Consider the following 21,212-nt stretch of genomic DNA (forward strand, 5'->3'; position numbering starts at 1 on the left):
CTCCGGTTCCGTCAGAGCGCCTCGGCGCCCGAGATGATTTCGATGAGCTCTTTGGTGATGGCGGCCTGACGCGAGCGGTTATACTCGATGGTCAAGCGATCGATCATGTCACCCGCGTTGCGGGTGGCGTTGTCCATGGCCGACATCTGCGCCCCGTTGAAGGACGCGTTGTTTTCCAGCAGCGCGGCAAAGATCGCCGTGGCCACCGCACGCGGCAGCAGCGCGGTCAGGATTTCCTGATCGCCCGGTTCGTAGTCGTAAACCGCCGAGGCCGAGGCCGCATCGGTTTCGAACTGCGCCGGGATCACCTGCTTGGCGGTCGGCACCTGGCTGATCACGCTCTGGAAGACCGAGAAGAAGATCGTCGCCACATCGTATTCGCCCGCCTCGAAGCGGTCGATGATGTTTTGCGAAATCTTCTGCGCCACCGGGTAGCTCAGTTTCTTCACGTCGCTCAGGTCGATGTGATCGATGTAATACTGGCCCAGATCACGACGCAGCGCGTCGCGACCTTTCTTGCCGACGGTGAGGATCTTCACCGTCTTGCCCTGGGCCAGCAGTTCCATCGCCTTCGCCTTCGCGAGTTTCGCGATATTGGCGTTGAAGCCGCCGCAAAGCCCGCGCTCGCCCGTCATGATGACGAGGAGATGGACCTTGTCGGAGCCCGTGCCCGCAAGTAGGCGCGGCGCACCGTCGGTCGAGCCCACCGCACCGGCAAGGCTCGACATCACGGCGTTCATCCGCTCGGCATAGGGCCGGGCAGCTTCGGCGCTTTCCTGGGCGCGGCGAAGTTTCGCCGCCGCGACCATCTGCATCGCTTTCGTGATCTTGCGAGTGTTCTTGACACTCACGATCCGGTTCTTGAGGTCCTTAAGGCTGGGCATCTCCCTGTCCTTTCAGGCCGTCAAGCGAAGGTCTTGGCGAACTCGGCGATCGCGTCTTTGAGCTTCTTCTCGGCGTCGCCCTTGATCTTGGGGTCTTCCTTGGTGAGCCACTCAAGCACGTCCTTGCGGGTCGAGCGCAGATAGGCCAGCAGGCCTTTCTCGAACCGGCCGACTTCCTTCACCGGAACGGCATCGAGGAAGCCGTTGGTGCCCGCAAAGATCACCGCCACGATTTCGGCGTTGGTCAGCGGCGAATATTGCGGCTGTTTCATCAGCTCGGTCAGACGGGCACCGCGGTTCAGCAGCTTTTGCGTCGCGGCGTCAAGGTCGGAACCGAACTGCGCAAAGGCGGCCATTTCGCGATACTGCGCAAGCTCCAGTTTCACCGGACCGGCAACCGACTTCATCGAGTTGGTCTGGGCCGACGAACCGACGCGCGACACCGAGAGACCGGTGTTCACGGCCGGGCGGATGCCCTGGTAGAACAGTTCGGTTTCCAGGAAGATCTGACCGTCGGTGATCGAGATCACGTTGGTCGGGATGAAGGCCGACACGTCGCCGCCCTGGGTTTCGATGACCGGCAGCGCGGTCAGCGAGCCCGAACCGAAATCCTCGTTCAGTTTCGCCGAACGTTCCAGCAGGCGCGAGTGCAGATAGAACACGTCGCCCGGATAGGCTTCACGCCCCGGCGGACGGCGCAGCAGCAGCGACATCTGACGATAGGCCACGGCTTGCTTCGAGAGGTCATCATAGATGATCAGCGCGTGCATGCCGTTGTCGCGGAAGTATTCCGCCATCGCGGTCGCCGAATAGGGGGCAAGGAACTGCATCGGCGCCGGGTCCGAAGCGGTCGCGGCGACGACGGTGGTGTATTCCATCGCGCCGGCTTCTTCGAGCTTCTTCACCAGCTGCGCCACGGTCGAGCGCTTCTGCCCGATGGCGACATAGAAGCAGTGCAGCTTGTTGCCCGGGTTGGCGTCGTTGTACGACTTCTGGTTCAGAATGGTGTCGAGCGCGATCGCGGTCTTGCCGGTCTGACGGTCGCCGATGATCAGCTCGCGCTGGCCGCGGCCGATCGGGATCATCGCGTCGACCGACTTGAGGCCGGTCGCCATCGGCTCATGCACCGATTTCCGCGGAATGATGCCCGGGGCTTTGACGTCGGCGATGCGACGCTCTTTCGCCACGATCGGGCCCTTGCCGTCGATCGGGTTGCCAAGGCCGTCCACGACGCGGCCCAGCAGGCCTTCGCCCGCCGGAACGTCCACGATGGCGTTGGTGCGCTTGACGGTGTCGCCTTCCTTGATGTCGCGGTCCGACCCGAAGATCACGATCCCGACGTTGTCGACTTCAAGGTTCAGCGCCATCCCGCGGATGCCGCCGGGGAATTCGACCATCTCGCCCGCCTGGACGTTGTCGAGCCCGTGCACGCGCGCGATCCCGTCACCGACCGAGAGCACGCGGCCCACTTCGGCGACCTGGGCATCCTGCCCGAAGTTCTTGATCTGCTCCTTGAGGATCGCAGAAATCTCAGCTGCTTGGATGCCCATTTATCCGACCTCTTTCATGGCGTTCTGAAGGGAAGCGAGTTTGGCTTTGACCGTGGTGTCGATCATGCGCGAACCCAGCTTGACGATCATGCCACCGATGAGGCTTTCATCGACGGCGACGTTCAGTTTGACGGTCTTGCCCGTCTGTTTCGCCAGCGTCGCCGCCAGCTTCTCGGCCTGCGCCGCGCTCAGCGCGGTGGCCGAGGTGACATCCGCGGTCATCTCGCCCTTGGCTTCGGCGATCGCGGCGGCCAGGCCCTTGAGCAGCTGCGGCAGCGCGAACAGACGGCGCTTCGTCGCCATCAGTTTCAGACCGTTGGCAAGCGGCGCCGACAGGCCCATCTTCGCAGCCACCGCGGCGATCGCGTCCCCCTGCTCCTCGCGGGTGTAGACCGGCGAGGAAATCAGGTCACGCAGCTCGGCCGAACCGGCCAAGGCGGCCGTCAGCGCGTCCACGTCGGCCGAGAGCGCGTCGATGCCCTTGGCCTCCTGCGCGAGGTCGAAGATGGCCGTGGCATAACGCCCGGCAATGGCTGCGGAAATCGAAGCTGGTTCGGACACGTCCACCCTTCCGATGCTTTTGCCTCCGCACGCGGACACCGGAACCAATCGTTCCGTCACCGATTCAGAGGCCCCCCTCGGCGCCCAAAATGATCTCGCACGCCGCATTCGGGGTTGCGTCTAGCAGAGCATCAAGACCCTCGCAACCATCTTGGCGGCAGGAATCCGCATCAGGCTGGCACATTTTCTGCACCGGCACGGAGTGTTAGCGCAAAGGGTCGAAGCCCGCCCCGCTGCGTTTCCCCGCCGCAGGGCGAAGTGCCGCGGAAACGGGCTTTTCCGGCCGGGCGATTCTTGCGGCCGCGGGCGGCTCACATCCGCCCGACCACCGGCTTGGGCGCCCCTTCAAGGATCGAGAGCGGCTTGCGCACCGCCGCGCCAAGCCCCGAGCGGCGCACCGAATGCACCTGCTTGATCACCTCAAGCATCACCACCCCCGCCGCCAGATAGCCCGCCGCCCTTGTGCCCAGCCGTTCCCACATCTCGGAGGAGCGCAGCCAGAACCGCCGCTGCGAGGGCGGAATGTACAGCGCCGCCGCCTGACGTTCGGGGGCAAACCCCACCCGTCGTGCCTGCGCCTCGAGCTGGCCCATCGTATAGGGGCGGCCAAAGCCGAAGGGCGTGGTTTCGCGCGGCGCCCAAAGCCCGACCCGGTTCGGCACGATGAACAGCGCCCGCCCGCCGGGGCCCAGCGTGCGCCAGCATTCCTCCATCAGCGCATCGGGGTCGTCGGAGACTTCAAGCCCGTGCAGCACCACCAGCCGGTCGATCATCCCGGTCTCCAGCGGCCAGCTGGTTTCGGCACAGAGCACCGAGACATTGGGCTCTCCGGCGGGCCAGGGCATCACGCCCTGCTGCGCGGGCATCAGCCCGATCACCCGCCGCGCCCGGCCCAGATAGGGGCGCAACAGCGGCACCGCGAAGCCGTAGCCCGCCACCGTCAGCCCGGCCATGCCGGACTGGGTGTCCGGCCAGAGTTCGACCACCTTGTCGCGGATCGCCTTTTGCGCCGTGCGCCCCAATTGGGTGCGGTAGTAGAAATCACGCAGGTCGAGCACGTCGAGATGCATTGCAGGTTGGCCTTCCTTGGGCGAAGCTGGGTCAGGATAGCGAAAGATGCGCAAAAGGCCATGACCCTCGAACTGACCCCGATCCCCTGCCTGACCGACAATTACGCCTGGCTCTGGCACGACACCGCCACCGATACCGTGGTGGTGGTCGATGTCCCCGAGGCGGCCCCGGTGCTGAAGGTGCTGACCGACCGGCGCTGGCAGCTGCACCACATCCTGATCACCCATCACCACGCCGATCACATCGCGGGGGTCGAGGCGCTGGCGCAGGCGACCGGGGCCAAGGTGGCGGGGGCCGCGGCCGATGCCCACCGGCTGCCGCCGCTCGATCATCCGGTGGCCCCGGGCGACGTGCTGCATCTGGGGATGGAGGCCGCGCAGGTGATCGCGGCCGACGGCCATACGCTCGGCCATATCGCCTGGTATCTGCCCGGGGCGGGGCTGCTCTTTTCCGGCGACAGCCTGATGAGCTGGGGCTGCGGGCGTCTCTTCGAGGGGACCCCCGCGCAGATGTTCGACACGCTGACCCGTCTGGCCGCGCTGCCGCCCGAAACCCGGGTCTGTTCGGGGCATGAATACACCGCCGCGAACGGCCGGTTCGCGCTCAGCCTGGAACCGGGGAACGGTCGGCTGCACGACCGGATGGACCGGGTGACGGCCTTGCGGCTGGCCGGGGAACCCAGTTTGCCGGTGACTTTGGGCGAGGAACGGGCAACGAATCCCTTTTTGCGCGCCGATGACGCTGCGTTGCGCGCCGCGCTCGGCCTGCCCGGGGATGCCGCGCCGCTCGCCGTCTTCACCGCGGCGCGGGCGCGCAAGGACCGGTTCTGAAAGCACTTTCGCGCGCTGCCTGCGGATCGCGCGAAAGCCCGCCGCGCTGGTCAGTTTTGCAACAGAGCGGCGAGAGGTGGAAAAAACACGCGTCCGGGCCTTGAAGCGCGGCGAAATCCACCGAAACTTAATCACATGAGGCCAGTATCGGGAGACCCGAGGAAAGGAGCGCCGCATGCCTTCGTTTTCGACCACGCTCGAGCAAGCAATTCACGCCGCACTGGCGCTGGCCAACACGCGCAAACATGAACTGGCGACGCTCGAACATCTTCTGCTCGCGCTGATCGACGAGCCCGACGCCAGCCGCGTGATGCGCGCCTGCGGCGTCGATCTTGGCGAGTTGCGCACCACCCTGACCGAGTTCATCGACGATGATCTCTCGACGCTGATCACCGAAGTCGAAGGCTCGGAAGCCGTGCCGACCGCCGCCTTCCAGCGGGTGATCCAGCGCGCCGCGATCCATGTGCAAAGCTCGGGCCGGACCGAGGTGACGGGGGCGAATGTCCTTGTCGCGATCTTTGCGGAACGGGAATCGAACGCGGCCTTCTTCCTGCAGGAGCAGGACATGACCCGTTACGACGCGGTCAATTTCATCGCCCATGGCGTGGCCAAGGATCCGGCCTTCGGCGAAAGCCGTCCCGTCATCGGCGCCGAGGAGGAAACCGCCAAGGCCGAAGCCGCGCAACCGGGCGAGGCGAAGGAATCCGCGCTTGGCAAATACTGCGTGAACCTGAACCAGAAATCGCAAAAGGGTGACATCGACCCGCTGATCGGCCGCGCCGAAGAGGTGGAACGCTGCATTCAGGTGCTCTGCCGCCGCCGCAAGAACAACCCGCTTCTGGTGGGCGATCCGGGCGTGGGCAAGACCGCCATCGCCGAGGGTCTGGCGCTGAAGATCACCCGCGGCGAGACGCCCGACATCCTGGCCCGCTCGACGATCTATTCGCTCGACATGGGGGCGCTTCTGGCGGGCACCCGCTATCGCGGCGATTTCGAGGAACGGCTGAAAGCGGTGATGAAGGAGCTCGAGGATCACCCCGATGCGATCCTCTTCATCGACGAGATCCATACGGTGATCGGGGCGGGCGCCACTTCGGGCGGGGCGATGGATGCCTCGAACCTGCTCAAGCCCGCGCTGCAGGGCGGCAAGCTGCGCTGCATGGGCTCGACCACCTACAAGGAATTCCGTCAGCACTTCGAAAAGGACCGCGCGCTGAGCCGCCGGTTCCAGAAGATCGACGTGAACGAGCCCTCGGTCGGCGACAGCATCAAGATCCTGATGGGGCTGAAACCCTATTTCGAGGAACATCACGACGTGCGCTACACCAACGACGCGATCAAGTCGGCGGTGGAACTGGCGGCGCGCTACATCCATGACCGCAAGCTGCCCGACAAGGCGATCGACGTGATCGACGAGGCGGGGGCGGCGCAGCACCTGCTGCCCGACAGCAAGAAGCGCAAGACCTTGGGCGCGAAAGAGATCGAGGCCGTGGTGGCGAAGATCGCCCGCATCCCGCCGAAAAGCGTGTCGAAAGACGATGCCGCGATCCTGCGCGATCTGGAAAAGACGCTCAAGCGCGTGGTCTTCGGTCAGGACAAGGCGATCGAGACGCTGGCCTCGGCGATCAAGCTGGCCCGCGCCGGTCTGCGCGAGCCGGAAAAGCCGATCGGCAACTACCTGTTCGCGGGGCCGACCGGCGTCGGCAAGACCGAGGTGGCGAAACAGCTGGCCAATACGCTGGGGGTGGAGCTGCTGCGCTTCGACATGTCGGAATACATGGAGAAACACGCGGTCAGCCGTCTGATCGGCGCGCCTCCGGGCTATGTCGGCTTCGATCAGGGCGGGCTTCTGACCGATGGCGTCGATCAGCATCCGCATTGCGTGCTGCTGCTCGACGAGATCGAAAAGGCGCATTCGGACGTGTTCAACATCCTGCTGCAGGTGATGGACCACGGCAAGCTGACCGATCACAACGGCCGTCAGGTCGATTTCCGCAACGTGATCCTGATCATGACCTCGAACGCGGGGGCGGCGGAGCAGGCGAAATCGGCGATCGGCTTTGGCCGCGAACGCCGCGAGGGCGAGGATACGGCGGCAATCGAACGCACCTTCACGCCGGAATTCCGCAACCGTCTGGATGCGGTGGTCAGCTTCGCGCCGCTGCCGCGCGACACGATCCTGCAGGTGGTGGACAAGTTCGTGCTGCAGCTTGAAGCGCAGCTGATCGACCGCAACGTCCATATCGAGCTGACGCCCGAAGCCGCCGAATGGCTGGCGGTCAAGGGCTATGACGACAAGATGGGCGCGCGTCCGCTGGGCCGGGTCATTCAGGAGCACATCAAGAAACCCCTGGCGGAAGAACTTCTGTTCGGCCGCCTGATCAAGGGCGGTGTGGTCCGGGTGACGGTGCGTGACGATGCGATCGCGCTGGATGTCGAGGAACCGGGCAAACCGCGGCTGGCCGGGGCGAAACCGCGCCTGCTGCCCGCGGGCTGACCGGCGGCGGGGCCGCATCCGATCCGGCCCCCGGATCATGCGTGACCCCGACTCTATCGCCATGCTAGGCTTTTCAGGCGCTCCCTTGGGGGCGCCTGATCTTTTGGGGGATGTTGCGATGCCTCTGTTCCGCCCGCGACCTTGCGGCCGCCGCGCCCCTCTGCTGGCGCTGGCGCTCGGCCTGGCCGCCCTGCCCGGGGCCGTCCCGGCGCAGGACATCGTGCTGAAACAGCCGATCGCCTGCACCCTGGGCGAGACCTGTTACATCCAGCATTATGTCGATCACGGCCCCGGCCCGGAGCTGCGCGATTTCGGCTGCGGAACCGCGAGCTATCAGGGCCATGACGGCACCGACTTTGCCCTGCCGACCCTGGCCGCGATGGCGGCGGGCGTCGATGTTCTGGCCGCCGCGCCGGGCCGCGTCCGCGCCATCCGCGACGGCGAAGCCGATGGCGCCTTCGCCGCTGGGGCCGATGTCGCGGGCAAGGACTGCGGCAATGGCGTGCTGATCGAACATGGCGGCGGCTGGCAGACGCAATATTGCCACCTCAAACAGGGCTCGATCGCGGTGAAACCGGGCACGAAGATCGCCGCGGGCACCAGGCTTGGCCAGGTCGGCATGTCGGGCCGGGCCGAATTCCCGCATCTGCATCTGGCCCTGCGCCACGACGGCCTTGATGTCGATCCGTTCCAACCCGATCCCGCCGCCGCCTGCGACCCCGCGCCCCGCCGCACGCTCTGGCAGGACCCGCCCGCCTATGTCGGCGGCGGTCTTTTGCAGGCCGCGCTGAGCGATGCCCCGCCCGATTTCGCGGCGGTCAAGGCGGGCCTGACCGCAACTGACAGGCTTCCGGCCGATGCCCCCGCACTGGTGCTTTGGGCCTATGGCTACGACAGCCGCAAGGGCGATGTGGTGACGCTGACGATCACGGGCCCGGAGGGGTTCACCTTCACGCATGAAGAAGTGCTGGAAAGACCGCAGGCGCTGTTTTTCCGCTATGCGGGCAAGCGCGCCCCCGCGGGCGGCTTCGCCCCCGGCCGCTATGAGGCGACGGTCACCCAAAGCCGCGACGGTGCCGAAATCGGCCGCAAGGAAGCTTTCGTCATCCTTGCCGCGCCCTGACCGGCAAAACTGCCGCGGGGGCGTTGACTCTGCCCGCGGCCTCTGTATAAGCCCCCCATCCCGGCAGCGGCGACGCTTGCCGGGGCTTTCATTGGTGTTGGTGGACCCCGCAAGGGGAAGCCTGTCGCCCAAGGCCCAAAGCCGCGGGAAAGGACAACGCCCTTCACAGTCAAGAAGGAGATCAGCGATGACCAAACGCACCGCTGCCAAGTACAAGATCGACCGCCGCATGGGCGAAAACATCTGGGGCCGCGCCAAGTCGCCGCTGAACAAGCGTGACTACGGTCCGGGCCAGCACGGCCAGCGCCGCAAGAACAAGCTGTCGGACTTCGGCACCCAGCTGCGCGCCAAGCAGAAGCTCAAGGGCTACTACGGCGATCTGACCGAAAAACAATTCCGCAAGATCTATGGCGAAGCCGAACGCGTCAAGGGCGACACCGGTGAAAACCTGATCGGCCTGCTCGAGCGCCGTCTGGACGCCATCGTCTACCGCGCCAAATTCGTGCCGACGATCTTCGCCGCGCGTCAATTCGTGAACCACGGCCACGTCACGGTGAACGGCGCCCGCGTCAACATCGCCTCCTACCGCGTCAAGGAAGGCGACGTGATCGCCGTCCGTGACCGTTCGAAGCAACTCGCCATCGTCCTCGAAGCCGCCCAGTCGGGCGAGCGCGACGTGCCGGATTACCTCGAAGTGGACCACGGCAAGATGACCGCGACCTTCGTGCGCACCCCGGGCCTCAGCGACGTGCCCTATCCGGTGCACATGGAACCGAACCTGGTCGTCGAATTCTACGCGAAGAACTGATCCGGTTCTTTGCCTCCGAAACGAAAGGCCGCCCTTCGGGGCGGCCTTTTGCATGTCCGATCCGGGGGACTCAGCCGCCAAGCTGGATCCGGCGCCAAAGCGCACCGCCGCCCGAAAAATCGCCGCGGCGCAGATAGCTGGAATAGGACCCCTCGGCCAGCGCCTGCAGATAGCTTTGCATCGCCGGGGTGCTGGTCAGCTGCGGCCGCACGCGCGCCCCGGAATTCAGCGAAATCGCCTCGACCGAGCGCAGCACGGCCCGTTCGGTCGCGGCGCTCCAGTCGCCATCGGGATCGGCAAGATAAAGATCGACCGCGGCCAACTCGGCCTGCACCGCCACGCGGGTATCGACCGGCAGGGCATGAAAGGCGGCGCCCAGATCTCCGGCAAGGGCGGCGGATCCGAACGGCAGGCACAGGGCGGCAAGCAGCAGGGCAGGGAGAGAGGGGTGTTTCATCTGGACCTTCCAACATTTGCCGACCGGCCTCCTTTCGGCCCGAATTGTGGCAAGGGGCGGCGGCTGAGAGGGCAATATGCGGCTGATGTTCTAAAAATTTCCTAAAATTTGATCGGAGGCCTGCGGTCTGGCGGCATCACTGCCGCTTTCAGGCGTATTTGCGGTTGAAACAGCGCTTCCCATGCGGCTTTGCCCCGGCTATTGAGGCATCCAGGACAAGGACCTCATCATGACAGACCCGATCCGCCCCCAGCCCGGCATCCTCGACATCGCCCTTTACGAGGGCGGCGCTTCGCATGTGGCCGGCATCAGCGATGCGATCAAGCTCAGCTCGAACGAGAACCCGCACGGGGCCTCGGACCGGGCCAAGGAGGCGTTCTCGCGCACGGTGCACAAGCTGCACCGCTACCCTTCCACCGACCATGCCGCGCTGCGTCAGGCGATTGGCGACGTGCACGGGCTTGACCCCGCGCGGATCATCTGCGGCGTCGGTTCGGATGAAATCATCCGCATGATCGTCAACGCCTATGCCGGGCCGAAGGACGAGGTGGTGCACAGCGAACACGGCTTCCTGATGTATCGCATCGCCGCGCTGGGCGCGGGGGCGACGCCGGTTTCGGTGCCCGAACGCGAACGCACGCTGGATGTTGACGCGATCCTGAAGGCCTGCGGGAAAAAGACGAAGCTCGTCTTCATCGCCAATCCGAACAACCCGACCGGCACGATGGTCGGGCTGGCAGAGCTGGAACGGCTGGCCATGGGCATTCCGAAACAGGCGATGCTGATCATCGACAGCGCCTATGCGGAATATGTCGAGGGCTATGACGGCGGCGCAGACCTGGCCTCGCGGCTGCCCAACGTGATGATGACGCGCACCTTTTCCAAGATCTACGGGCTGGGCGGGCTGCGCATCGGCTGGGGTTACGGGCCGAAAGACATCATCGACGTGCTCAACCGCATCCGCGATCCGTTCAACCTCTCGACCTCGCAGCTGGAAACCGCCGAGGCCGCGGTGCGCGATCAGGATTGGGTGGTGCAATCGCGGTCGGAAAACGCCCGGCTGCGGCATTGGCTGTCGGAGGCCCTGGCCGAACGCGGCGTGCCCAATGACACCTCGATGGCGAATTTCGTGCTGGCGCGGTTCGGGTCCGAAGCCGAGGCCGAGGCCTGCGACGAATTCCTGAAAAAGGACGGGCTGATCGTGCGGCGCGTGGCCAGCTACGGGCTGCCGCATTGCCTGCGCATCACCGTGGGCGACGAACCCTCGTGCCGGCGCGTGGCGCATATGATCGGGCTGTTCAAGGCGGGCGCCTCGGCATGACACACTACAAGCGCGTCGCCCTGATCGGGCTGGGGCTGATCGCCTCCTCGATGGCGCATGCGATGCGCGAAAAGGGTCTGGCGGGCGAGATCATCGGCCATGCGAAATCGCCCGAGACCCGGGCGACAGCGCTGGAAATCGGCCTTTGCGACCGGGTTTTCGACACCGCCGCCGAAGCGGTCGAAGGCGCCGATCTGGTGGTGCTTTGCGTGCCCGTGGGCGCGATGGCGGCGATTGCCGCGGAAATCGCGCCGCATCTGGCGCCCGGCGCGACCGTGACCGATGTCGGCTCGGTGAAACAGGCGGTGGTCGAAGCCGTGGCCCCGCACATGCCCGATCATGTGCAGTTCATCCCCGGCCATCCCCTGGCCGGGACCGAACATTCCGGGCCGCGCTCGGGCTTTGCGACGCTTTTCGTCAACCGCTGGTGGCTGATCACGCCGCTCGCGGGCAACGACCCCGCGGCGGTGGCGCGGCTGAAGGGGTTCCTGACCGCGCTGGGCGCCAATGTCGACGAGATGGAGGTGGCCCGGCATGATCTGGTTCTGGCCGTCGTCTCGCATACGCCGCACCTGATCGCCTATACGATGGTGGGCGTGGCCGATCACCTGCGCCGGGTGACGCAGGAAGAGGTGATCAAATATTCCGCCTCGGGCTTTCGCGATTTCACCCGCATCGCGGCCTCGGATCCGACGATGTGGCGCGACGTGTTCCTGACCAACAAGGAAGCGACGCTCGACATTCTGGGCCGCTTCACCGAGGAACTGTTCATGCTGCAACGCGCCATCCGCATGGGTGACGGGCAGATGCTGTTCGACTATTTCACCGAGACCCGCGCCATCCGCCGCGGCATCATCGAGGCCGGTCAGGACACCGCCGCCCCCGATTTCGGCCGCGTGCCGCCGCCGAAGGCGGAGACGCGCTGATGCGCCGCCCCCGGAGCCTTGCGCTGGCGCTGATCACGGCGCTGGCGTGCGGTCCCGTTGCCGCCGACCCCCTGACAACCTCGCCGCTGCCCCGGCCCCGGCCCGCGGCGGCCGCGCCCGCGCAACCGCCCGCCGCCCCCAAGGCCACGCCGGGCGGGGTGGCGCTGCCCGCAAGCTCCGGGCAATCGCCGATCGAGAGGCCGCAGCCCGCCGGGACCGATCCTGCCGCCGATCCTGCCCTTTCGGGCCGTCACCCGCTGCCGCGCCCGGCCGCGATCCGCGCGACCGCCCCGGCCGAAAGCCTGCCGCCGCCCGCCGATCCGCGGCTGGCCGGGGCGCGGCCGAAACCCCGGCCCGCCGGGCTGGCGCCCCTGCCCCCCGCCGAGGCCGATCCCGTGCCGCAGGCCGATCCGCGGCTGGCGGGCCACCGCCCGAAACCGCGCCCCGAGACCCTCGCCGTCCGGCCCCCGCCGGAAGAGGCGCCCCCGGTCGCCTCGGCCGCGCCGGTCACGCCCGCCCCCGCCCCCACCACTCCCGCAGCCCGGAAGCCGCCGCCGGGCGGCGTGCTGTCGCGCCTTTTCGGCCGCCGCGCAAGCGCAAGCCCCCGCCCCGGAAGCGCCCGCGCCCGAAGCCCCTCCGGCCCGCAGGGCCGAGCCCGGCCTGCGCGGGTCGGTCTGCGGCGTGCCCGGCCTGATCGGGCAGGAGCTGCCGCCGATCGGCAATGGCGGGCGCGGCTCGGGCTGCGGCATCGCCGAACCGGTGCGGATCACCTCGGTTTCCGGCCTCAAGCTCTCGCAGCCGATGACGGTCGATTGCGCCACCGCCACCGCCTTCAAGCGCTGGGTCGATCGCGGCATCGTTCCGGCGGTGGGCGGCAAGGGCGGCGGCGTGGCGAAACTGGATGTCGGCCCCGGCTATGTCTGCCGTCCGCGCAACAACCAGCGCGGCGCGAAACTGTCGGAACACGGCCGCGGCAAGGCGATCGACCTGATGGGGCTGGTGCTGCGCAACGGCCAGAGCCTGGATGTCGAGCGGGGCTGGAAAAGCCAGCCGCGGATCTTCCGGGCGATCCATGCCGCGGCCTGCGGCCCCTTTGGCACGGTGCTGGGGCCCAAGGCCGACCGCTACCATCAGGACCACATCCATGTGGACACCCAGCGCTACCGCTCGGGCACCTACTGCCGCTGAGGCAGCCGCGGCGCCGGACCCAGCGGGATCGCCGCAAGGCTCATCCGGCCGTTCGCAAAGGACAGCGGCAGAAGCACCGACCCGTCCGGGCTTTGCCGCGCCAGATACTCGCCCATCGCCGCCAGCATCGGCTTGCGCTCGGGCGGCACCAGCCCCGCGGCAAGGCCCAGATCAAGCCAGACCGGAAAATCGGCAAGCGCAATCGTCAGCGTGCCCTCGGGCCAGCCATCGGGGGTGACGCTCAACCGCCCCGAAACGCCGATCCGGTGCCCGCCCCACAGCAGATCCGCCCGGCGCAGATCCAGCGCCGTCAGCGCCACGGGCCCGGCGGAGAGCAGCGCCGGCGGCTGCGCCAGCGCCACCCCGGCCTCCAGCGCGATCCGGTCGAGCCGGTCCGGCAAGGGCGTCGCCAGCCCGGCCTGACGGCTGAGCGCCCCCGCCAGACCGGGCGGCAGGGCCGGGGCGACGATCGCCCCCGTCAGCTGCAGGAGGCGCGGATCATCGGTCGGCCGCAGGGTCAGATCGACGCTTTCAGCCGCCAGCGAGGGCGCCTTGGCCGCCGCAAGCTGCAGCGCGGGGCTGTCCATCCGCAGCGTGATCCCGGCCAGCGGCAGATCCGCCCCCGGGGCCGCCGCAACCGTCAGCGCCGCCGCCGCGCCGGTCAGCGCAAAGGGCAGGCCCTGCAGCGTGACCCGCTGCGGCAGGGGCAGATCCAGCGTCCAGGCCAGCGGGTTCCAGACCGGCGCCGTCACCGTCGCCCGCTCCAGCGCCAGAACCGGCCTGCCCGCCTCGGCCAGCCAGGGCGCCTCGATCTGCACGCCGATCCGGGCCGGAAAACCCCGGGCGGAGACCTGCGCCGCCCCGGCGGTCTCGGACCCGGCCAGCGTCCTGCGCAGCCAGGCCGCCATCCCCTGCCCCGCGCCCCAATCGGCCGCGAGAACACACCCCGCCAGAACCACGCCCCAGACCCAGACCCGCATCGCAGCCTCTTTCCAAATCCCGGCCTTCCTTTTATCCCCCGGGATCAGGGAGGGCCAGCCATGCCCGAGGCGCTTTGGATTTTCGGCTACGGATCGCTGATCTGGGACCCCGGCTTCACCCCGGCCGAGGCCTGCCCGGCGCGGCTTGACGGCTGGCACCGCAGCTTTTGCATGCATTCGATCCATTTTCGCGGCACGCCCGCGGCGCCGGGTCTGGTGCTGGCGCTGGATGCCGCGCCCGGCGCCGCCTGCCGCGGCCTTGCGCTGCGCGCCCCCGCGGCCGAGGCCCCCCGCATCCTGGCCGAGATCCGCGCCCGCGAACTGGTCTCTGACGCCTATCTGGAACGCGCGCTGCCGGTGACGCTTTCGGACGGGCGGCAGGTCACCGCGATCACCTATGTGATCGACCGCGCCGGGCCGCAATATTGCGCGCTCGATTTCGAGACCCAGGCGCACACCATCGCCCGGGCCCATGGCGCCCGCGGTCCGAACCGGGATTACCTGTTCAACACCGCCGCGCATCTGGCCGATCTGGGCCTTGCCGATCCCGATCTCGAGGCGCTGGCCGCAAGGGTGCGTGAGCTTCTGGCTTGAGGCTTGGCAGGGGGGCGCGCGCGGCCTATCCTTCCCGCAACGAGTAGAGAGGCAGAGCATGCGCGCACCGGTCCGGGTCCAACCCCCGCAGTTTTCGCAACCCGTCCGACAGATCGTCTCGATGCTGGCGGTGCTGGGGCTGGTGGCCGCGGGCGGGTTCTTTGCCTATGCCCGCATCTATCCGATCTTCCAGACCAATCCGCTGCTGAATGGCCTGATCGGCGGGGTCTTCGTGCTGGGCGTGCTGGGCTGTTTCTGGCAGGTGGTGCAGCTGGTGAAAGCGGTCAGCTGGATCGAGAGCTTCGCCGCCGACCGCCCCGGACGGCCGATGTATCGCCCGCCGCAGATGCTGGTGCCGCTGGCCGCCCTTCTGGGCCGCGGCGGGGCAAGCCGCACCATCGCGACGACCGCCGCCCGCTCGATCCTCGATTCGGTGGCGGCGCGGATCGACGAGGCCCGCGACATCACCCGCTACCTGTCGAACCTTTTGATTTTCCTGGGTCTTCTGGGCACGTTCTACGGCCTTGCCACCACCGTCCCGGGCGTCGTCGACACGATCCGCGCGCTGGCCCCGCAACAGGGCGAGCCCGCCACCGCGGTCTTTGCCCGGCTGATGACCGGGCTTGAGGGCCAGCTCGGCGGCATGGGCACGGCCTTTTCCTCCTCGCTGCTCGGCCTTGCCGGATCGCTGGTCGTGGGCCTGCTCGAGCTTTTCGCCACGCATGGGCAGAACCGCTTTTACGGCGAGCTGGAGGACTGGATTTCCTCGATCACGCGGCTGAGCTTCGCCTCGGCCGAGACCGAGGGCGCGGGCGAGGCCTCGGCGGTGGCGGGGGTGCTTGACCACATGGCCGAGCAGATGGACGCGCTGCAGACGCTTTTCATCCGCGCCGAACAGGCGCGCAGCCAGACCGAGACGCGGCTGGCGCAGCTGACGCAGGGCTTTGGCGATCTGGCGCAGAAACTGGGCGCCGAGATCGAGAGCCGCGCCGGGCAGGCCGAGGCTTTGGCGCGGATGGCCGAGGGGCAGGAGCGGCTGATCGCGGCGCTGGACCGGCTGGCCGACCAAGGCGCCGCCGACCGCGATGCGGCGATGGATGTGGATGCGGAAATGCGGATGCGGCTGCGCTCGATCGATCTGCAGATGTCGCGGATGCTGGAGGAAATGTCTGCCGGGCGGCAGGAAAGCATGGCCGATCTGCGCAATGATTTCGCGGCCCTGACGCGGGCGCTCATGGTCCGTGCCCGCGGCGGGGAGGGCTGAGATGGCGCTCTCGGGCCACCGCGGGCAGCGCTTTGCCACCACGAATGTCTGGCCCGGCTTCGTCGATGCGATGGGCGCGCTGCTGATGGTGCTGATCTTCGTTTTGTCGATCTTCATGATCGTGCAATCGATGCTGCGCGACACGATCACCACGAAGGATCATGAGCTGGACGCGCTCTCGGCGCAGGTCGCGGGGCTGGCGCAGGCGCTGTCGCTGGAACAGGCGCAGACCGAGGCGCTGACCGGACGGCTGGAGGCTGCGGGGGCGCGGATCACCGCCTTCGAGGCGCAGGTGGCGGGGCTTCTGGCCGAGAAGACGGCGCAGGCGGCGGTGATTGCGGACCTGCAGGGCGATCTGAAAACCTCGGATGCGGCCTTGGCCTCGGCGCGGTTGCAGCTTGATGCGGCGCGCAAAAAGGCCGAGGAGACGCTGACGCTTCTGGCCGCGGCCGAGGCGGCGCGAAAGGATCTGCAGGGCAGGCTGGAGGTGCAGCTGAGCGAGGCCGAAAAGCAGGCGGCGCTGAAGGCCGTGGCGGAAAAGACCCTGACCGAGACCCGGGCAGAAAGCGATCGCAAGGCGGAACAGGTGGCGCGGCTCAATCAGCAGGTGGCGGCTTTGCGCGGGCAGCTGGCGGATCTGCAAGCGGTTCTGGACGAGGCCAAGGCGAGGGATACGGAGGCCAAGGTGCAGGTCGAGGCGCTGGGAAGCCAGCTGAATTCGGCGCTGGCGCAGGTGGCGGCGGAACAGAAACGCCGCGCCGCGCTGGAGGAGGAGGCGCGCAGGAAGGCCGAGGCCGAGGCGAAGGATCTGGCGCGGTATCGGTCGGAATTCTTCGGCCGGATGTCGCAGTTGCTGGACGGGCGCGCGGGCGTGCGGGTGGTGGGCGACCGGTTCGTCTTCTCGTCCGAGGTGCTGTTTCAGCCCGGTTCGGCTGATCTGTCGCCCGAGGGACAGGCGCAGATTTCGCGCGTGGCCGAGACGTTCCGCGAATTGGCGGCCGAGATCCCGCCGGAAATCGACTGGCTGCTGGAGGTGGACGGTTTCACCGATGACACGCCGCTCTCGGGTCAGGGCGAATTCAAGGACAATTGGGAACTGTCGCAGGCCCGCGCGCTGTCGGTGGTGAAATATCTGATCGAGGCGCAGGGCTTTGCGCCGAAACGGCTGGCGGCGGCGGGCTTTGGCGAATTCCGCCCGGTGGCGGCGGGCAAAAGCCCCGAGGCCCGGGCGCAGAACCGCCGCATCGAGCTGAAGCTGACGGAACGGTAAACTCATCGCTCCTGCCGCGGCTTGCCATGACCGAGGCCATCGCCGAGGTCACGCGCGGCATTGGCCCCATGCCAGCCGGGGGCCCAAAGGCCGCCGGCCAGCGCCCGCCCCGCCCATGGCGGGCGCTTCTCGCCCGCCGGGCCGGGCGTCGGCCTGTGTCGCGCTTGGGGAAACGGTCTTGCCACGGGCCTTGCACAGGCGGGCGGGAAACGCGGATCGCGTTTCCTTTTCGCCCGAAACCGTCGCTCAGGCCGCCAGATCGTGGCGCAGGATCGCCGCTTCCGAGGCGCTCAGCATGCGCCGCGCGAAAGGCCCGTAGGTCATCGGATCGGCCTCGATCCCGGGGCACAGCCGCAACAGCGCCTGTCGCTGATCCTCGGCGATGCTCTCGACCTCGGTCGCGGCGGGGTGGAAGCTTTCGGTCTCGACCCCGTTCGCCCGGATCACCTGATGGCGCGCGAACAGCAGGTGCAGATAGGTGACCTCGGGCAGCCGGGTCGCGACCCGCACCGCGGCGTCATCGACCAGATCGCAGGCCTGCACCAGCACCTCGGGCTCGTTGAACAGCGCCCGCGCCGCGGCACCGCGCACCAGCACCCGATGCTGCGGCGAGACCAGCAGATCGGCCGCGGGGCGCAGCAGACCAGGCGCCCCCGCCCGCAGCCGCACCGCCCCAAGTCGCACCGCCCCAAGTCGCACTGGGCGCAGATGCGGCAGCGCGTAAAGCCGGGCCCCGCTCATCCGCCGCGATCCGATCCACAAAATCTCCTGCGGGCCGTCATCACGGGTCGAGACCCGGTCGCCGGGCCGCAGCGCCTCGACCGGGCGCGGCCCGGCGGGCGTGTCGATCAGCGTTCCCGGCGTGAAACAGATCACCCCGGGCGCGGCCAGACGCAGCCCCGCCGGGCGCGGATCGACGCGGCTTTCGACCAGCCACAGATCGGTGTCGCGCGGCGGCAGGCCGCCCGCGAACATCAAAAGACGCGCCCGCGCCGCGGGCAGTTCGATCAGCGTGATGTCATAGGCGCGGATCCCGTCGGTGACGGCAAAGCTTTGATCGGGAAGCTCGGGCAGATCGGCACGGGCGCGAAAGGCGGCGCCGTCGCCACCCTCGATCGCCACGCCCAGAAGGCGGCGCACCACCCGGGCGGCGCGCTGGCGCAGCGCCTCGCTGCCCTCGGCCCCGCTCAGGATCAGCAGGTCGGTGGGGCCATCGACCCGCACCGCCTCGCCGCTCCAGCGCCAGCAGGCGCCGGTTGCAAGGCTCTCGACCGGGGCGCCCGCGGCGCCGTCGATCTCGGTCTGGTCCCACGCGATCACGAAGGTGCCCAGATAGCCCGGCTTCATTGCCTGTATGTCCTGCCTCGTTTTATGGACCCTTCGATCCTTGATTAAGCAAAACCTAACATGGGTGATTCGCCTTGTGAATCCCCCATTTTGACCCAGATCAAGGAAAGGACGATCTGGCGCGAAAAAGTCAAAAGCGCAGCCGCAGCCGAACCGAGCCGACCAGCTGCCCCTCGGGCTGGCCGACGAATTCGCGCGAAAGCCAGGTCAGGCCGTAAAACAGCCCGACCCGGCCCAGCCGCGTCGAGATCCCGGCGCGCAGGCGGCTGCGGGTCTGTTCCGGTTGCACGCCCCAGCCGCCCGGCAGATAAGCGCTGTCGAAGACATGCGCGACATCGGCGCCGAGCACAAAGGCGGTGCCGCCCGCATCGGTGCCGCCGATGCCGAGATGGCGTTGCCCGGTCACCTCGTCGCGCAGCCACAGCGCCCCCTTCTCGCGCTGCCCGAAGGCCAGATCGGCGCCCAGACGCAGCAGGGTTTCATCGCCCGCCCGCGCCTCGGCAAAGGGGCGCAGCTCGGCCCGGCCCAGCGCGATCGGCCGGGCGATTTCCGCGCTGACGGTCGGATAGAGATGGTTCGGCAACTGGCTGTCGGCGGCGCGCGGCCGGGGTTCGCCCAGCAGGTCATGCAGCTGGCGCTGCACCCCGGAAAGGCCGTTCGCCGGGCCGGTCCAGACCACGCCAAGGCCCAGATCCGCCTCGGTCTGCGGCGTGGGGGCGAATTGCGTGTGCAGCGAAACCGCGGATTTGCCGACATAGCGCCGATCGCCGCGCAGGCTTTTCAGCCGCGAAGGCGCGATCACCGCCCCGCTCAGCCGGTATTCCAGGATCTCGAAGGGGCGGCCGGGCAGGCGCCCCTGCCACTCCGGGCCGCGCAGCCACGACAGCGTGTAAGAGCCGGTCTGCCAGCGGTCCTTGCCGTCGCCAAGCGCATCGTTGTTCAGGAAATGACCAAAGCCCAGCGGCCGGGTCTCGGCGGGGGCGGGGGCGGGGGCGGGGACAAGGGCCAGCAGGCCAAGCAGGGCAAACGCAAGCGGGATCAGACGCGGCATGGGGCTCCAGAGGGCGGAGAGGAAGGGTTAACCCGGGTATCACGCCGAATTCCGGCGAAACTGCGACGCGGGCGTGACATCCGGCCCGGGCTCAGGGCGCGGCGATCAGATCCCGGGCCAGACCGCCCGAGACCGTCAGCGCCGCCTCGGGGGTCAGCCGCACCATCAGCCCCCGCTTGCCGCCATTGACGACGATCTGCGCCTGCCCCAGCGCCGCGGCTTCAAAGGCCACCGGCACCCGTTTCTTCTGGCCAAAGGGCGAGATCCCCCCGGTGTGAAAGCCGGTCAGCCGCTCGGCCTTGTCGGCGGGCATCATCGCCGCCGCCTTGGCCCCGAAGGCCGCCGCGACCTTTTTCATCGACAGCGTGCAATCCGACGGGATCACCGCGCAGGCGGGCTTGCCGTCGACCTCGACCATCAGCGTCTTCAGCACCTCGGCGGGATCGGCGCCAATCGCCGCCGCCGCATGCAGGCCGATCTTGTCCTGCCCGGCGACGTAATCATATTCGATCCGCTCGAAGGCCACCTTGGCGGCGTCAAGCGCCCGGGTGGCGGGGGTGGCTGTGCTCATCGGGCTCTCCTTTCCCCTGTCTTGCCAAGCCCCCTGCCCCACTGTCAACGCCCGGATTCCGTTGCGTCGCAACCGCAGGATGTCCCGCCTTTGCCGTTGCCAGACACCCCCCACCCGATAGGATTTGACGTCAGGGAAAGGGAGGAAAGGATGCAGATTTCAGAGCGGGTCTTTGTCGTCACCGGGGGCGGTTCGGGGCTGGGGGCGGCCGTGGCGCGGATGGTGGTTGATGCGGGCGGCAAGGTGGTGATCGTCGATCTGAACGCCGAAGCGGGCATGGCCATGGCCTCGGATCTGGGCGCGGCCTCGCGGTTTTGCCGCGCCGATGTGACGCAGGAGGGGGACGGCCGCGCCGCCATCGATCTGGCGGTCTCGGTCTTCGGGCGGCTTGATGCGCTGGTGAATTGCGCGGGCATCGCGCCGGGGGAAAAGATCCTCGGCCGCGAGGGGCCGCACCGGCTGGAGAGTTTCGCCCGGGCGGTGACGGTGAACCTTGTCGGCACCTTCAACATGCTGCGGCTGGCGGCCGAGGCGATGGCGGGCAATGCCCCCGGCCCGGGCGGCGAGCGCGGGGTGATCGTCAACACCGCCTCCATCGCGGCCTTTGACGGGCAGATCGGACAGGCGGCCTATGCGGCCTCCAAGGGCGGCGTCGCGGCGCTGACGCTTCCGGCGGCGCGGGAACTGGCCCGGCACGGCATCCGCGTCGTCACGGTGGCGCCGGGGATCTTTCGCACGCCGATGATGGCGGGGCTGCCGCAGGAGGTGCAGGACAGTCTGGGCGCCTCGGTGCCCTTCCCGAACCGGCTGGGGGACCCGGCGGAATATGCCGCGCTCGTGCGCCATATCTGCGAAAACCAGATGCTGAATGGCGAGGTGCTGCGGCTCGACGGCGCTTTGCGGATGGCCGCGAAATGAC

The 21,212-nt window shown here is 68.0% G+C and carries 21 protein-coding genes; 11 read left to right on the forward strand and 10 right to left on the reverse strand.

Features of this window, described 5'->3' with window-relative positions; all coding sequences use genetic code 11:
• Positions 1-11: 11 nt before the first annotated feature.
• From RCAP_RS14685 to RCAP_RS14700, 4 genes are all read right to left on the reverse strand, one after another.
• Positions 12-884 carry a F0F1 ATP synthase subunit gamma gene (locus tag RCAP_RS14685; protein ID WP_013068672.1) on the reverse strand — a complete coding sequence of 291 codons (873 nt, stop codon included), beginning with the start codon at positions 882-884 and terminating at the stop codon, positions 12-14.
• Positions 885-904: 20 nt separating this feature from the next.
• Positions 905-2,434: a F0F1 ATP synthase subunit alpha gene (gene atpA / locus RCAP_RS14690; protein WP_013068673.1), complete on the reverse strand. Its 1,530-nt coding sequence runs from the start codon at positions 2,432-2,434 to the stop codon at positions 905-907.
• Entirely contained in the window at positions 2,435-2,995 is a 561-nt protein-coding gene (locus RCAP_RS14695; RefSeq protein ID WP_013068674.1) for a F0F1 ATP synthase subunit delta, read from the reverse strand.
• Between the two features lie 311 nt (positions 2,996-3,306).
• On the reverse strand, positions 3,307-4,065 hold the full coding sequence (locus tag RCAP_RS14700; RefSeq protein WP_013068675.1) for a methyltransferase domain-containing protein: 759 nt from the start codon (positions 4,063-4,065) through the stop codon (positions 3,307-3,309).
• A 60-nt stretch (positions 4,066-4,125) separates the two neighbouring features.
• Here RCAP_RS14700 and gloB point away from each other — a divergent pair, with 60 nt between their 5' ends.
• The 4 genes from gloB (at position 4,126) to rpsD (ending at position 9,324) form a co-directional block, all read left to right on the forward strand.
• The gene (gene gloB, locus RCAP_RS14705) at positions 4,126-4,896 is read left to right on the forward strand and encodes a hydroxyacylglutathione hydrolase (protein WP_013068676.1); all 771 of its coding nucleotides are present in this window, start codon (positions 4,126-4,128) and stop codon (positions 4,894-4,896) included.
• Positions 4,897-5,071: 175 nt separating this feature from the next.
• Complete coding sequence (gene clpA / locus RCAP_RS14710) at positions 5,072-7,393, forward strand: ATP-dependent Clp protease ATP-binding subunit ClpA (protein WP_013068677.1); 2,322 nt, start codon at positions 5,072-5,074, stop codon at positions 7,391-7,393.
• A 118-nt stretch (positions 7,394-7,511) separates the two neighbouring features.
• On the forward strand, positions 7,512-8,516 hold the full coding sequence (locus RCAP_RS14715; protein ID WP_013068678.1) for a M23 family metallopeptidase: 1,005 nt from the start codon (positions 7,512-7,514) through the stop codon (positions 8,514-8,516).
• Between the two features lie 187 nt (positions 8,517-8,703).
• A complete protein-coding gene (gene rpsD, locus RCAP_RS14720) occupies positions 8,704-9,324 on the forward strand; it encodes a 30S ribosomal protein S4 (RefSeq protein ID WP_013068679.1) in 621 nt (206 codons plus the stop codon).
• Positions 9,325-9,394: 70 nt separating this feature from the next.
• On the opposite strand, the gene RCAP_RS14725 is transcribed toward rpsD, so the two are convergent.
• Positions 9,395-9,781, reverse strand: a complete 387-nt coding sequence (locus RCAP_RS14725; RefSeq protein WP_013068680.1) for a hypothetical protein — start codon at positions 9,779-9,781, stop codon at positions 9,395-9,397.
• A 229-nt stretch (positions 9,782-10,010) separates the two neighbouring features.
• On the opposite strand from RCAP_RS14725, the gene hisC reads away from it, so the two are divergent.
• Together hisC and RCAP_RS14735 are read left to right on the forward strand one after the other, a co-directional pair.
• On the forward strand, positions 10,011-11,102 hold the full coding sequence (gene hisC, locus RCAP_RS14730; protein ID WP_013068681.1) for a histidinol-phosphate transaminase: 1,092 nt from the start codon (positions 10,011-10,013) through the stop codon (positions 11,100-11,102).
• Entirely contained in the window at positions 11,099-12,028 is a 930-nt protein-coding gene (locus RCAP_RS14735; protein ID WP_013068682.1) for a prephenate/arogenate dehydrogenase family protein, read from the forward strand. The genes hisC and RCAP_RS14735 overlap by 4 nt, the downstream gene beginning before the upstream one ends.
• A gap of 250 nt (positions 12,029-12,278) precedes the next feature.
• Here the strand turns inward: RCAP_RS14735 and RCAP_RS18680 are convergent, their stop codons facing one another.
• Complete coding sequence (locus RCAP_RS18680; protein ID WP_148214857.1) at positions 12,279-12,539, reverse strand: hypothetical protein; 261 nt, start codon at positions 12,537-12,539, stop codon at positions 12,279-12,281.
• A 170-nt stretch (positions 12,540-12,709) separates the two neighbouring features.
• Here RCAP_RS18680 and RCAP_RS14745 point away from each other — a divergent pair, with 170 nt between their 5' ends.
• A complete protein-coding gene (locus tag RCAP_RS14745) occupies positions 12,710-13,216 on the forward strand; it encodes an extensin-like domain-containing protein (protein WP_013068683.1) in 507 nt (168 codons plus the stop codon).
• Here the strand turns inward: RCAP_RS14745 and RCAP_RS14750 are convergent.
• A complete protein-coding gene (locus RCAP_RS14750) occupies positions 13,204-14,196 on the reverse strand; it encodes a DUF2125 domain-containing protein (RefSeq protein WP_013068684.1) in 993 nt (330 codons plus the stop codon). The genes RCAP_RS14745 and RCAP_RS14750 overlap by 13 nt on opposite strands.
• A 60-nt stretch (positions 14,197-14,256) precedes the next feature.
• Between RCAP_RS14750 and RCAP_RS14755 the strand changes: the two genes are divergently transcribed.
• Genes RCAP_RS14755 through RCAP_RS14765 form a run of 3 tightly spaced genes read left to right on the forward strand, consistent with a single transcriptional unit; the run spans position 14,257 to position 17,324 of the window.
• Positions 14,257-14,790 carry a gamma-glutamylcyclotransferase gene (locus RCAP_RS14755; protein ID WP_013068685.1) on the forward strand — a complete coding sequence of 178 codons (534 nt, stop codon included), beginning with the start codon at positions 14,257-14,259 and terminating at the stop codon, positions 14,788-14,790.
• A 58-nt stretch (positions 14,791-14,848) separates the two neighbouring features.
• The gene (locus RCAP_RS14760) at positions 14,849-16,054 is read left to right on the forward strand and encodes a motA/TolQ/ExbB proton channel family protein (RefSeq protein WP_013068686.1); all 1,206 of its coding nucleotides are present in this window, start codon (positions 14,849-14,851) and stop codon (positions 16,052-16,054) included.
• A 1-nt stretch (position 16,055) separates the two neighbouring features.
• Positions 16,056-17,324, forward strand: coding sequence for a peptidoglycan -binding protein (locus tag RCAP_RS14765; RefSeq protein ID WP_013068687.1), 1,269 nt, complete (start codon positions 16,056-16,058; stop codon positions 17,322-17,324).
• A gap of 246 nt (positions 17,325-17,570) precedes the next feature.
• On the opposite strand, the gene RCAP_RS14770 is transcribed toward RCAP_RS14765, so the two are convergent.
• The 3 genes from RCAP_RS14770 to RCAP_RS14780 form a co-directional block, all read right to left on the reverse strand.
• Entirely contained in the window at positions 17,571-18,671 is a 1,101-nt protein-coding gene (locus RCAP_RS14770) for a Hint domain-containing protein (RefSeq protein ID WP_013068688.1), read from the reverse strand.
• A gap of 130 nt (positions 18,672-18,801) precedes the next feature.
• The gene (locus tag RCAP_RS14775; protein WP_013068689.1) at positions 18,802-19,722 is read right to left on the reverse strand and encodes a lipid A deacylase LpxR family protein; all 921 of its coding nucleotides are present in this window, start codon (positions 19,720-19,722) and stop codon (positions 18,802-18,804) included.
• A 91-nt stretch (positions 19,723-19,813) separates the two neighbouring features.
• Positions 19,814-20,293 (reverse strand): YbaK/EbsC family protein, encoded by a 480-nt coding sequence (locus tag RCAP_RS14780; RefSeq protein ID WP_013068690.1) that lies wholly within the window; start codon positions 20,291-20,293, stop codon positions 19,814-19,816.
• 150 nt (positions 20,294-20,443) lie between these two features.
• Between RCAP_RS14780 and RCAP_RS14785 the strand changes: the two genes are divergently transcribed.
• On the forward strand, positions 20,444-21,211 hold the full coding sequence (locus RCAP_RS14785) for a 3-hydroxyacyl-CoA dehydrogenase (protein ID WP_013068691.1): 768 nt from the start codon (positions 20,444-20,446) through the stop codon (positions 21,209-21,211).
• The last annotated feature ends 1 nt before the right edge of the window (position 21,212 follow it).

It is taken from the genome of Rhodobacter capsulatus SB 1003 (assembly GCF_000021865.1).
In the GTDB taxonomy this organism is placed as follows: Bacteria; Pseudomonadota; Alphaproteobacteria; order Rhodobacterales; family Rhodobacteraceae; genus Rhodobacter; species Rhodobacter capsulatus_B.